Source organism: Litoreibacter sp. GN1-5 (assembly GCF_055693805.1).
Genome location: NZ_JBVFUP010000001.1, coordinates 719,871 through 732,664 on the forward strand (window position 1 = coordinate 719,871; position 12,794 = coordinate 732,664).

Here is a 12,794-nt window from a genome sequence, read left to right on the forward strand (position 1 = left end):
GAACGGCTATGCCTCTCAACCCGACACTTGCGAAAGTTACCGATCGCATCATCGCCCGCTCAACGCAGGCTCGCGCGACTTATCTGGACCGTATGCGCCGTGCTGCTGAAGAAGGTCCGCGCCGCGGGCATTTGACCTGTGGCAATCAGGCCCATGCCTATGCCGCGATGGAACAGGATCAAGATCGGTTGGCAACCACCCCAAGTCCCAATCTTGGGATCGTTACGGCTTATAATGATATGTTGTCGGCGCATCAGCCGTTTGAGCGGTTTCCGGCACTGATCAAGGCCACGGCACGGGCCAACGGTGGCACTGCACAGGTGGCCGGTGGCGTGCCTGCGATGTGCGATGGGGTTACGCAAGGCCAAGTTGGGATGGAGCTGTCGCTGTTTTCCCGTGATGTCATTGCCTTGTCGGCGGGTATTGGTCTGAGCCATAACACTTTTGATGCGGCGGTCTATCTTGGTGTCTGTGACAAGATCGTGCCGGGGCTGATAATCGCAGCGGCCACATTTGGATATATCCCCGGTATTTTCCTGCCAGCAGGTCCGATGCCAAGCGGTCTGCCCAATGATGAAAAAGCCAAGGTCCGCCAGCAATTTGCCACGGGCGAGGTGGACCGCGATGCTTTGATGAAGGCTGAGATGGCGTCCTACCATTCACCGGGCACCTGCACCTTCTATGGCACAGCGAATTCCAACCAGATGCTGATGGAGTTCATGGGGCTGCATCTTCCCGGCGCGTCTTTTGTCAATCCCGGCAACGATCTGCGAGATAAGCTGACCGAGGCGGGGGCAAAACGCGCCCTTGAGATTACCGCACTTGGGAATGACTACCGGCCAGTTAGCGACATTCTGGACGAAAAAGCCTTTGTGAACGGTTTGGTTGGCTTGATGGCCACGGGCGGGTCAACCAACTTGGTGATCCACATTATTGCAATGGCGCGGGCGGCAGGGGTGCTGCTTGATTTGCAGGATCTATCCGAGATTTCGGAGGTCACACCGTTAATGGCGCGTGTTTATCCCAACGGGCTGGCTGATGTGAACCATTTCCATGCAGCTGGCGGATTGGGCTATATGATTGGTGAATTGCTGGAGGCTGGCCTTCTGCACCCGGACACCAAGACGGTGATTGGCGAAGGTCTGAAAGACTATGTGGCCGAGCCAAAAATGAAAAACGGAGAACTGCACTGGGCCCCTGGCGCACGCGAAACGCAAAATGACCGTATCCTGCGCCCTGCGTCTGACCCGTTCCAGACATCGGGTGGCTTGCGGCAATTGACCGGCAATCTGGGACGCGGGGTGATCAAAACCTCGGCTGTGGCTCCAGAGCGTCATATTATCGAAGCGCCAGCCCGCGTCTTTACCTCTCAGGATGCGGTAAAGGCCGCATTCAAGGACGGCGATTTGAATCAGGACGCAGTAATTGTCGTGCGGTTTCAGGGACCACGGGCCAACGGTATGCCGGAACTTCACGGCCTGACCCCGACCTTGGCGGTTTTGCAGGACAGAGGGCATAAGGTTGCCCTTGTCACCGATGGCCGTATGTCCGGTGCATCAGGCAAGGTGCCATCCGCTATTCATGTTGCGCCTGAGGCTATTGATGGTGGGCTGATTGCGAAAATCAAGGATGGCGACGTGATCCGGCTTGACGCTGTCAAAGGCACGCTGGATGTGCTGGCAGATGATATTGAAACCCGCGCCCCTGCCAACCCGGACCTGAGCGACAATGGCCACGGCATCGGTCGAGAGCTGTTCGAGGTGTTCCGCCGCTCTGCCGGGGCGGCTGATACCGGGGCAGGGGTTGTTGTATGATTTCTGAAATTCATGGAGCCCCTGAGATGACCCCACAAACCGCCAGCGCAAAAGCTCGCGACATCTGTCTGCTGGCCCCGATTGTTCCCGTATTGGTTGTCGAGGATGCCGCTCATGCGGCCCCGTTGGCGACAGCGCTTGTGGCCGGTGGTCTGCTCGCATTGGAGGTCACTTTGCGCACGCCCGCAGCCCTTGAGGTGATTGCCGAGATGGCAAAGATCGAAGGCGGTGTGGTCGGGGCAGGGACGCTTCTGACCCCGGATGATGTTATTGCGGCAAAGAAGGCCGGCGCTCAATTCGGCGTCTCGCCCGGCGCGACCGATCTTCTGTTGGACGCTTGTGAGGACGCGGACCTGCCCCTGTTGCCCGGTGCTGCGACGGCGACTGAGGCAATGCGCCTGCTAGAGCGTGGTTATACGATGCTGAAGTTTTTCCCGGCAGAGGCATCAGGCGGTGCGGCGGCGCTCAAAGCTATTGGTGCGCCAATCCCGCAAGTCAGTTTCTGCCCCACCGGCGGGGTCAGCCCGTCAAATGCAGCAGACTATCTGGCGTTAAAGAACGTCATATGCGCTGGCGGCAGCTGGGTTGCGCCAAGTGAAAAAGTGCAATCGGGTGATTGGGATGGCATTGCCGCCCTTGCAAAAGATGCCGCAGCCTTATCACGATAGGCACGATAGGCCGGAACCAATTCCACCCCTTTAAATAACGATTTCTGATTTCAAGGCTCAGCGCTCGCGATTGTGATCGGAAATCAGTCAATACGGCTTGGTCCGCTATTCCCCGCCGATGGCGAGGGGGCGAATTGAGCATGTTTTAGCCGGGTTTTGCTGCAGACGCGAGAAGGGGGATGCAACCGTAAAATTCCATCATATGTCACCTTCAATCGAACGCATAATGCAGTGGTGCTTCGATAAATGACTATGTAAGGAGCAAACAAATGAAGACTCTATCTATGGCAGCTATAGCGGCAGTGTTGGCTGTTCCAGCCATTGCGGGTAATATTACGGAGCCGCCTCTTGAACCTGCGCCGCAGGTCCTGACGGAACCCGAGCCGCTGACATTTGGCAATGACTGGACTGGCGCTTATGTCGGTGGTCAGGTTGGATATGGTGATGTTGACAGCTCAACCGGCACATTGGACGGCGATGGTGCGATTGGCGGTCTGCACGCAGGGTATCAGTATGATTTTGGCAATTATGTCCTTGGTGGTGAACTGGATTATGACGTCGCCAGCATTGATCTTGGTGCGGATGCGGGCGAGCTGGACTCAGTTGCCCGTCTGAAGTTGAAGGCCGGTTATGATGCAGGAAGTCTTCTGTATTACGGCGTGCTTGGTGCGGCGCAGGCAGATGCAAGTGTTGGTACGGCCGAGCTGTCCGATACAGGCTATGTTGTCGGTGTTGGTGCTGACTATATGCTGAGCGAGTCGTTCGTTTTGGGCGGTCAGCTTTTGTATCATGACTTCAACGATTTTGATGGGTCCGGTGTTGATATCGATGCCACGACTTTGCAGGCACGCGCCTCATTCAAATTCTGACACCGGGGGATATCTGTCCACCCCTTCCTCCCTTCCCTCAAAGGCAGATATTCCCGGATGGATGCCCCGCGTCACCCTTATGGCGCGGGGTTATTCATATCCAAGGCTCTTTAGATCTCTGGGGCGGAATTGGCCCTAATCAAGATGTATCTCAAAAGCACCTCGAAGGGCCGCATCCAGGGCAGGGGCGAACTCTGCATCTGATGGTGATTTCAGAATTGAATTTTTCTGCATTGTGGCTTTCTCAAGCAAATCCGGTTTGCCATTCTCCATCCATTCCTTTGGAGAAGTACGGTCGGCTAGTTGGGGATAGATATATTCCGTCTCCATGAGGCTTAAGGTCTGATTGCTGCCCAGATAATGACCCGGCCCGCCCAAACAGACCTCACGCATCACCTCCAGATTCAATGTGTCGTCGGTGACGTCAATCCCACGGACACAGCGCAATGCATGCCCAATCAGATCATTGCCCAGGATCAGGCTTTCATGACAAAACCCAAGCAGGGACGCGTGCATGCCTGCTGCCTCATAGACCATATTCAGGCCGGACAATCCCGCCATGACATTGGAAATGCCCTGTTCCCATCCCGCCTGCATATCGGGCAGCTTTGCATCGGCAATCCCCGCAGCGGCCCCACCGGGCAACCTATAAAACTGGTGCATCTGCGCGCAACCTGCGCTTAGAAGGGCCTGTTCCCCTGATCCGCCCGACATAGCTCCAGTGCGCAGATCAGACACGAAAGGCCAGGTGCCGAAAACGGCTGGATGACCCGGCTTGATCGCGTTAACATAAACAACACCTGCTAGGCATTCGGCGACCGACTGTACAATTGCCCCGGCAATAGAGGCAGGTGCAGTTGCGCCCGCCTGACCGGCCGAGAGCAAAAGGACAGGCATATCGCCTTCAATACACGCCTCCATCACCCGGCAGGCATCAGTGGCGAATTTCATTGGGGGTACAACGAAGCAATTGGTGTTGGAAACAAACGGTCTGCTGCGCCATATATTATCGCTGCCAGCAATCATATGCAGCAAGTGCAGCGCGCCAGCCACATGCTCAACCTCACAAAATGATGTCCCGATATGTTTCGAGGTGCCACGGCAACAGGCGTAGATCGTATTGATATCCATTTCGTAATTGTCAGTTATGTCCCGCGCGACCATCGGTCTTTGCAGAAAATGGATATTGTCGAGCTGATTGACGATTTTTGCAGCATCAAACAGATCTTGAAGACTGCTATCGCGATATGTGCGCCCGGCCACATCCACCATATGCACCGCAGCACCTGCCGTACCGTAATGCACTCTGGTACCCGTCAAATGCAGATCATGGACGGGATTCCGACCGTGCAGCGTCAGATCACGGGCGGCCAGCGCCAGCATATCCTCGACCAAAGCGCGCGAAAACCGCAACCGGCCATCATCCCCAAGCGTGGCGCCGGCATTGCACATATAGGTGATCCCGCTTGGCGGAGCATCCGCAAGGCCGATCTGTTCCAATGCTGTGAGCGCTGCGTCATGAATGCGTTCTATATCAGCTGAACTAAGCGGCTTGTAAGCGCCGCCTTTAAGACCTACAAAAACAGGTCGTTTGTCATCAGGCAAAGGGGCTGCACGCAAAGCATGCCTTGCCGCCCGGCCACCGGCGCGACGTGGGGAATGGATATGTTGTGTCATGGGAAATCCGGGAATATCAGGAAAGGAGCAGGCGGCGCAGTAGATTTTCTGCAGGGCGCCCGCGTGCAGCGCGCCCACGGCACGCGCCGATTGTTCGCTCAATCAAAAGCAGTTTGCATGTGCGGTGCTGCATAGTGCTCTCCTGCTATGCATAATCGCTGAATAAATACCGCTGGTCTGTCCTGTTTGCGGCAAATACGTCGTTTTCAGATTGAGGTTGAGAAAGCCAAAGCAAACAATTCCTAGGAATTTATTTCAAAGCTGATTGGCAGTATGTTTTTTCATAAAGTTGACAACATGGGATAATCAATTTGTCTGACGATGTGGAACTCGCTGATGCAAAGAAAGTGGTATGTGCTTTTCTAAAGGACATGAATGAGTGGGAGATATACTGCAACGCTCTTGAGGCAGATCCCGAAGTGAACGACGTGCAGGAAGAAAGGCTGATGAAGAGGGCTGCCAAGAAGATTATCGGCAGGTACTGCACTGACAAGAAAAGATCTAACGGTTTGCTAAACGAGATCAGTTATGGCGTCGAAGGTTTCTTCGAGTACGAACCTGTTCACCAGAGCGAAATTTCGGTCACAAGAAAGAAGAATAAGATCATCGCTGAGTGGGGTAGAAACGAATGCTCACGTTATCAGTTGCATCTAGTCAAAAAGGCAGGCTTTTGATCGACACGCGCAAGAGATACAGCCCCAGAAAGGGAAATGGCTTCCTCAAGTCTTTTGAGGCAAGAGGAACGGCAGTTTTGTCCCACGTCTTACCAGTTCGTGCATGACGTGGCGAACTGAGGTGCTTCTTGAACCGGACATTGGTGAACATTGTAGCGAAGGTGTCGTAAGAGCCTTCTTTACTGGATACTGCGATCTGCCTCAGGGTTTACCAAACCTCATGGTATTTGAGACAAGAATGTCCGGCGCACCAACCCAGGCATAAGCCAAAAGCGCGGGTTCATCTTTTGAAACGGTTATGCGGTGCATTTGTCCGGGTGGATTAAAGATCATCGAACCCGGTGCATAAACGCCCTGATGGTTTTCGCTCACCGCACCGGACAGGCAAATATAGCTTTCCGTAATCCCCTTATGTGCATGGGCCGGGTAGGTGCATCCGGGGGCAAACAGGACGATCCCCAAGGTCATTTCGGTTGTTATGACTGGCCCGTTGGGGCCAACGATCTCGGCATACCCGTATTTCTGCGACAGCCCTGGCGGGACTTTGTCATAGCCATATTCCCAGCTCAGGTAGTCCGAGACCGCCTCATGGGCCTGAATGACGGAAGCCATCCTGTCCATGCGTCCTTCATTTAAGGCACGTGTGAGATGGTCTGTGACAGGCAAATCATGGGCCGGGCGGCGGACCACTTTCGGGTCAGACTTGATCACCCGGCTGATCGTTTCGCGCACAGCACGCTGGTGGCTGCGGATCTTGTCGCTTCCGCCGGACGGCATGTAGCGGTACAGCTCGTAATACTCATGCAGCAAGTAGCGAAGGTTTGGGACATTCTTCAGGCTTTGACCTGCTGACGTCTCAGATGTGTAGGCTGGTTCTGTCATAAAAACCTCGCAAGCTGTATGCCAGTGAAGTTTGAGACGCAGAATGGATTATGTGCAAGCGATATTTACTGCGCAGCCAATGCGGGCGGTGTGCTTGGGTCTTTGTCGTTCGGGTAGACCAGACCGGCTGAGATCACCAGTTTGGCGGCGTCTTCGACGCTCATATCCAGCTCGATCACATCCTTGCGGGGGACAAAAAGCAAAAAGCCTGACGTTGGGTTAGGGGTCGTTGGCAAAAACACCGATACTTTGTCATCATCCACCGGGATGCCGCTTGCGATTTCACCTTTGGCGCCGGTCGAGATGAAGGCAATCGCCCAGATACCCCGGCGGGGATATTCGACGAGACAAGCCCGCTCGAACGATGTTTCGCGTTGAGAAAATACTGTCTCGGCAATCTGCTTCACGCCGTTGTAGATTGATCGAACCACGGGCATGCGGTCAACAAGCTGTTCCCCCCAGCGTAGGAAGGACCGGCCCATGATGCCCTTGCCCATCCAACCGACAATCACAGTAAAAATCAAGAAGACAACCACGCCGATCCCACGAACATTGACTTTGATCGGCTCAACCGCCTCTGGATCGCCGAACCAGCGATTGACCAGTTGTTCGGGTTGATAGGCGTAGGGAATGAACGGCCAAACCCAACTGTCGATCCAACCCACAACGGTCCAAATCAGCCACAGTGTCAGGCCGATAGGGGCGATGATGATTAACCCCGCCAGAAAGTTGCCGCGCAATCGCGCCAAAACGCCTGGCTTGCGCACAGGTTTGTGATCGTCAAAAGGGTCGTCAGTGGACATTGTTTATTACGCCGTAGAACTGCAAACTTTTATCTATGACCTGTTGCTCTGTCGCACAAGCGTTACAGGGCCGCATAATACATTTATTCTTGCAATTTCGTTAGTTCTGAAGCGATCTCAGCTGCCAAACGCGCATTATTGAGCACTAAAGCGATGTTAGCCGTCAAGGAGCGCCCGTCCGTCAATTCAAAAATCCGGGCCAACAGGAAGGGTGTGACGGCTTTGGCCGTGATGCCCTGCGCCTCGGCTTCGGACAGGGCCTGGGCAATCAGGGGCGCAAGAATGTCTTGCGGGATTTCGTCAACTTCGGGGATCGGATTGGCAATAAGCTGGCCACCGGGCAGGCCAAGATGGGCGCGCATCAGGTGGGCGTTTGCAATGTCTTTTGCACTATCCAGTCGCAACGGGGCAGGTAGGTCAGATTGGCGAGACCAGAACGCGGGCAATGTGTCTTGGCCATAGGCAATCACCGGCGCGCCCAGCGTCTCCAACACTTCCAGTGTTTTGGGCAGATCCAGAATGGCCTTGGCCCCCGCAGCCACGACTGTCACGGGCGTTTGCGCCAGTTCCTGCAGGTCGGCGGAAATGTCGAAACTGGTTTCTGCCCCACGATGCACGCCACCAATGCCACCCGTTGCGAAGACCTTGATCCCTGCCAGTCGTGCCGCGATCATCGTGGCCGCAACGGTCGTCGCACCGGTTTTGCCAGCCGCCATTGCCACCGCCATATCAGCGCGGGACAGTTTGGCGACGTTTTTGGCTTGGGCAAGCGCCTCAAGCTGGTCTGCCTCCAACCCCACATGCAACTGACCGTCTAGCACGGCAATCGTAGCAGGCACCGCACCGGACTGCGTGATCACGTCTTCAACCTGACGCGCTGTCTGCACATTTTGTGGGTAGGGCATGCCATGGGTGATGATCGTGCTTTCGAGGGCTACGACAGGTTGGCCTTTGGCCATCGCATGTGCCACGCTTTCAGATAAGATCGGGGTCATTCGTAATTCTCTCCGGAAATGTAAGTCGCAGCGGCATCCAGCGCAGATTGCAAAGAGGCTGCACCCTGCAGCCCTTTGGCCTCCGCCGCGATATGGGCCGCCATAAACGTGTCGCCAGCCCCCGTAACGCGGGTAACAAGCACCTCGGGCGGCATCAAGGTAATAGTGTCGTCTTGCGTTGCCACAGTCGTCTGGCGAGGACCATCCGTAACCAGCACACGGTAAAGCCCGCGTTGCAACAAGGCGTGCGCGGCCTCGGCCGTTGTATCAGGGCGGGAATGTAGCAAAAGGCCTGCTTCCTCTAGGTTGAGGTAGAGCGTCGCAGTCGCATGATCCAGAAACGGCGATAGCCGCTCCGCTTTGCCGGGCGACGCTGGCGCGATGCGCAGGTCTGCCTGCGCAAAGACAGGGTTGCGTGCTATGTCTTCCAGTAAGCTCAGCGTCAGGTTTCCGTCGACTGCAATAAGGCCGCTCCAGCCTTGCAATGCTCCGCTAAGCAGCGGGCGCAATATCTTGTCCCCAGCAGCTTCCAGAGAATGGGCATCTGCGATGGCAGCGATCAGCCCATTACCGCCTTCGATGGCCATATAGCGATCCGTCGGCAGGTCTTCGGATAGATAGATATGGTCCGTCAAAATCCCTAACCGGGTACAGGCGTGCAGCAGGTCTTTGCCCTCTTCATCACGCCCGATTGTGCTGAGCAGGGCAGGGGACATCCCATAAGCTTTCAGCGCCATGGCAATATTCATCGCAACCCCGCCGGGCAGGCGAGTGATACGGCCTGGGACATCGCTGCCCACATGCATATGGGCCGTTGCACGACCAATAATGTCCCACAGGACCGAGCCGATGCACAGAATGTCAGGTTGACGGATCATGGCGCTTTAATGTCTGGCGTATATAAGAGTTGCAAGAGTGTTTTTGATGGTCTAAAGGCTGCGTACTTCACAGGCGGGGTCGGGCGATCCGGGGAGACATCCCGGCATGGTCCACCGGTTGAGCAAAAGCTCTGACACCCCGCTGAGGATTAAACCGGAAAGGAAAACGGACATGGCTTTGCCAGAATTTTCGCTCCGTCAGCTTTTGGAAGCTGGCGTTCACTTTGGTCACCAGACCCAACGTTGGAACCCACGTATGGCCCCGTATATCTACGGTGCCAAGAATGGTATTCACATTATGGATCTTACGCAGACGGTTCCGATGCTGGATCAGGCATTGCAGATCGTGCGGGATACAACAGCTAAAGGTGGCCGCGTTTTGTTTGTTGGCACAAAGCGTCAGGCGCAGCGCCCGATTGCTGAAGCAGCCGAGAAATGCGCGCAGTATTACATGAACCACCGCTGGCTTGGCGGTACGCTGACCAACTGGAAAACCGTGTCAAATTCGATCAGCCGTCTCAAGCAGATCGACGAAGCCATGGATGGCGGGGCCGAGGGTCTGACCAAGAAAGAACGTCTTGGCATGGAACGTGATCAGGGCAAGCTGCAAGCGTCCCTTGGTGGTATCCGCGAAATGGGTGGCGTGCCGGATTTGTTGTTTGTCATCGACGTCAACAAGGAAGATCTGGCAATTGCCGAAGCTAAGAAACTTGGCATTCCGGTCATTGCAGTTGTTGACACGAACTGCTCGCCCGATGGCGTGGATTATCTGATCCCCGGCAATGACGACGCGGCCCGTGCGATTGCGCTGTATTGCGATCTGGTCGCACGTGCAGCACTTGATGGTATGCAAGCCCAGATGGGCGCTGCTGGCGTTGATATTGGGGCAATGTCTGAAGCTCCGGCTGAAGAAGCTGTTGAAGCCCCAGAACCCGCAGCAGCGGAAGAACCTACTGCAGAAGCGACCGCCACCGAAGAGGCAACCGAGACCAAGGCCGAAGCCTAATCGTTACCTCGTTTTGATTTAACTCCGGAAGCGCAGGGCGCGTGAACCTGCCTTCCGAAACCCAAACACTGATAACAGGAGAACCATAAGATGGCGATTACCGCTGCAATGGTGAAAGAGCTGCGCGACAGCACAGGCGCGGGCATGATGGACGCCAAGAAGGCATTGACCGAAACAGATGGCGATATGGAAGCCGCTGTTGACTGGCTGCGCACCAAAGGTCTGGCGAAGGCCGCCAAGAAATCAGGCCGTACTGCGGCCGAAGGTCTTGTTGCGGTGAAAACCCAAGGCGGCACTGGGGTTGCTGTTGAAGTTAACTCGGAAACAGATTTTGTTGGCAAAAACGCTGAATTCCAGACGATGGTGGCTGCCATTGCCGAGGCAGCACTTGGCGTGGACGATGTCGATGCACTGAAGGCGGCTGATCTTGGTGGCAAATCCGTCGAGGATACGATCACCGACAAAATCGCGACGATTGGCGAGAATATGTCGGTGCGCCGGATGGCCAAACTATCCGGGGCTTCCGTCACGTCCTATGTGCATAATGCAGTCGCAGACGGTATGGGTAAAATCGGCGTTCTAGTGGCTTTGTCCGCGGAAAACGAAGCCTTTGGCAAGCAGGTTGCAATGCATGTTGCCGCTGTAAACCCTGCATCATTGTCAGAAGCGGATCTGGACCCGTCTGTGATCGAAAAAGAGAAACAGGTTCAAATGGATATTGCTCGCGAAAGCGGTAAACCAGAAGCTGTTATCGAGAAGATGATCATGGGCCGGATGAAGAAATACATGGCTGAGGTCACGCTGCTGAATCAGTCTTTCGTGGTTAACCCTGATCTGACGGTCGGTGCCGCCGCAAAAGAAGCCGGCGTCGAAATCACTGGCTTCATTCGTCTCGAAGTTGGCGAGGGGATCGAGAAAAAAGAAGAAAACTTTGCCGAAGAAGTTGCAGCGCAACTCAAGGGTTGAGCCAAAGCTCGGAAACCATCGCACAAGACGGTTTCCGACACCTGATCTGTGAAATTCATAGTCGCAACAAAAAACGGTACGAAGGTTTTCCTTCGTACCGTTTTTCATATGTGGTCCATGTGGGGTCATGGACCGGGGAGAAGAGGGTGCCGTCTTTCCAGAAGAACTATACAACTGTAAAGACGGCAAATCCGGTAGTCCGGACCAAGAGATTGCTTTTATAATCCTAAAAACGCACCCTCGATGAAGAGTTCCATGGCATAAAGCCACCACTCACGGAACATGTTGATCATTACCTGACTGATGCATCTGGCAAAGTACGTGTTTCCCTACTTTTTGTTAATAACCAAAGCCTTTTGATAATCAGGCTCCCATTTCTGGTAGGTTCTGAACTGCCATGTTTCGTGTTTTAGACCATTGCGCGGTGGTAGAGCCTTACAGCTTTGAAAACGCCTAACGATTCTAATCCCACTGCTGCTTAAACAGTGATCAAATGATTATCCCATAACAAACCCGCTCGGGTCATGTTGTTAGGGCCGGATGGCAATATACGACGCACAACGCCTGTCCCAGAGGTCACGGTAAAGGATGGGCCAAGCGCCGCCACGCCGCAGACATCTTCCAGCGCCAATGTGTCAGCAAGAGACGTCGTTTCCAGATGGTAAAACTGCACCCAACCGCCGCGGGGCGAGGTCACGACGACTGTGCTGCTGTCAGAAGAAATCGCAATGCTGCCTATGTAGCCGTTCATCCTGCGCACCTGCTCTTTGGGGGCCTGCATTAGCACGATTGGCGCGCCACGCTGATGCGTGCCAACAAGGGTTTCGACCGGGCCGTCACCCTGCCATTGCATTCCAAACGCGACATGGCCTTCAGAGCTGATTGCAAGATGCCGGATAGAGTTCTTATGCATTTTTCGGGGCAGCATGGCGGTCTCAACAGGTGCGCCCTGATCTATATAAGTCAGGTTTGGCGCCATCGTTGGAATGTTGAGTTTCGTGCGGCCCGTGTCAGGGTGCGTATCGATCCCGCCATTGGCCACGACCAGAGTCTCGGTGCCGGGAAGGCGTTTGATGTCGTGCGGGCCGATGCCGCCACTACTCCATTCATCGACGCGGGCATAACCATGCTGGGTATCCCAGACACCGATACGGCCTTCTCCGGCCTCAAAATCATTTTCGGTCGTGAACAACAGGCTTCCATCGGATGAAAACGCCCCATGCCCATAGAAATGCCGCCCCTCTGGGGATTCGAGCACGGCCTTTTGCACCCCCGACACGCAATCGATCACTATGGCGAATGTGCCTGGGCGGCGGGCGAAAGCCACGGCCTCGGGGTGGGTTGGATGGGCGGCTGCGGCGTGGCCACGCGCAGGCAAAGGCAATTCAAAACGGATTTGAAGATCTTCCCCGATCCCGCAAAGCACAAAATTGCCATCTGGCCGCGCCGCGGCAGACAGAAACGCAGGCGACCCTGCGTCGGCCCATGTGGGCCTTGGCATCAGACCTGCGGCGAGTAGGCCGCTCAGGAATTGGCGGCGTCCTGTCTTTGGCAAAACCATG

The 12,794-nt window shown here is 55.2% G+C and carries 12 protein-coding genes; 6 read left to right on the forward strand and 6 right to left on the reverse strand.

Annotated elements, in window-relative coordinates; genetic code table 11:
- Positions 1–8: 8 nt before the first annotated feature.
- From edd to ACZ1HF_RS03665, 3 genes are all read left to right on the forward strand, one after another.
- Positions 9–1,814, forward strand: a complete 1,806-nt coding sequence (gene edd / locus ACZ1HF_RS03655; protein WP_472656226.1) for a phosphogluconate dehydratase — start codon at positions 9–11, stop codon at positions 1,812–1,814.
- Positions 1,815–1,840: 26 nt separating this feature from the next.
- Positions 1,841–2,482, forward strand: coding sequence for a bifunctional 4-hydroxy-2-oxoglutarate aldolase/2-dehydro-3-deoxy-phosphogluconate aldolase (gene eda / locus ACZ1HF_RS03660; RefSeq protein ID WP_472656227.1), 642 nt, complete (start codon positions 1,841–1,843; stop codon positions 2,480–2,482).
- Positions 2,483–2,751: 269 nt separating this feature from the next.
- Positions 2,752–3,351, forward strand: a complete 600-nt coding sequence (locus tag ACZ1HF_RS03665) for an outer membrane protein (RefSeq protein ID WP_472656228.1) — start codon at positions 2,752–2,754, stop codon at positions 3,349–3,351.
- A gap of 135 nt (positions 3,352–3,486) precedes the next feature.
- Here the strand turns inward: ACZ1HF_RS03665 and ACZ1HF_RS03670 are convergent, their stop codons facing one another.
- Positions 3,487–5,028, reverse strand: coding sequence for a trimethylamine methyltransferase family protein (locus ACZ1HF_RS03670; RefSeq protein ID WP_472656229.1), 1,542 nt, complete (start codon positions 5,026–5,028; stop codon positions 3,487–3,489).
- Positions 5,029–5,339: 311 nt separating this feature from the next.
- Between ACZ1HF_RS03670 and ACZ1HF_RS03675 the strand changes: the two genes are divergently transcribed.
- Positions 5,340–5,702 carry an NTF2 fold immunity protein gene (locus tag ACZ1HF_RS03675; protein WP_472656230.1) on the forward strand — a complete coding sequence of 121 codons (363 nt, stop codon included), beginning with the start codon at positions 5,340–5,342 and terminating at the stop codon, positions 5,700–5,702.
- Positions 5,703–5,903: 201 nt separating this feature from the next.
- On the opposite strand, the gene ACZ1HF_RS03680 is transcribed toward ACZ1HF_RS03675, so the two are convergent.
- From ACZ1HF_RS03680 to ACZ1HF_RS03695, 4 genes are all read right to left on the reverse strand, one after another.
- A complete protein-coding gene (locus tag ACZ1HF_RS03680; protein WP_472656231.1) occupies positions 5,904–6,584 on the reverse strand; it encodes a dimethylsulfonioproprionate lyase family protein in 681 nt (226 codons plus the stop codon).
- Between the two features lie 65 nt (positions 6,585–6,649).
- Entirely contained in the window at positions 6,650–7,387 is a 738-nt protein-coding gene (locus tag ACZ1HF_RS03685) for a DUF502 domain-containing protein (protein WP_472656232.1), read from the reverse strand.
- A gap of 83 nt (positions 7,388–7,470) precedes the next feature.
- Complete coding sequence (locus tag ACZ1HF_RS03690; RefSeq protein ID WP_472656233.1) at positions 7,471–8,382, reverse strand: pseudouridine-5'-phosphate glycosidase; 912 nt, start codon at positions 8,380–8,382, stop codon at positions 7,471–7,473.
- Positions 8,379–9,260 (reverse strand): PfkB family carbohydrate kinase, encoded by an 882-nt coding sequence (locus ACZ1HF_RS03695; RefSeq protein ID WP_472656234.1) that lies wholly within the window; start codon positions 9,258–9,260, stop codon positions 8,379–8,381. The genes ACZ1HF_RS03690 and ACZ1HF_RS03695 overlap by 4 nt, the downstream gene beginning before the upstream one ends.
- A 172-nt stretch (positions 9,261–9,432) precedes the next feature.
- Between ACZ1HF_RS03695 and rpsB the strand changes: the two genes are divergently transcribed.
- Positions 9,433–10,266, forward strand: a complete 834-nt coding sequence (rpsB, locus tag ACZ1HF_RS03700; RefSeq protein ID WP_472656235.1) for a 30S ribosomal protein S2 — start codon at positions 9,433–9,435, stop codon at positions 10,264–10,266.
- A 90-nt stretch (positions 10,267–10,356) separates the two neighbouring features.
- On the forward strand, positions 10,357–11,232 hold the full coding sequence (tsf, locus tag ACZ1HF_RS03705) for a translation elongation factor Ts (protein ID WP_472656236.1): 876 nt from the start codon (positions 10,357–10,359) through the stop codon (positions 11,230–11,232).
- A gap of 478 nt (positions 11,233–11,710) precedes the next feature.
- Here tsf and ACZ1HF_RS03710 read toward each other — a convergent pair whose 3' ends face one another.
- Positions 11,711–12,793 carry a DUF1513 domain-containing protein gene (locus ACZ1HF_RS03710; RefSeq protein WP_472656237.1) on the reverse strand — a complete coding sequence of 361 codons (1,083 nt, stop codon included), beginning with the start codon at positions 12,791–12,793 and terminating at the stop codon, positions 11,711–11,713.
- Position 12,794: the final 1 nt, after the last annotated feature.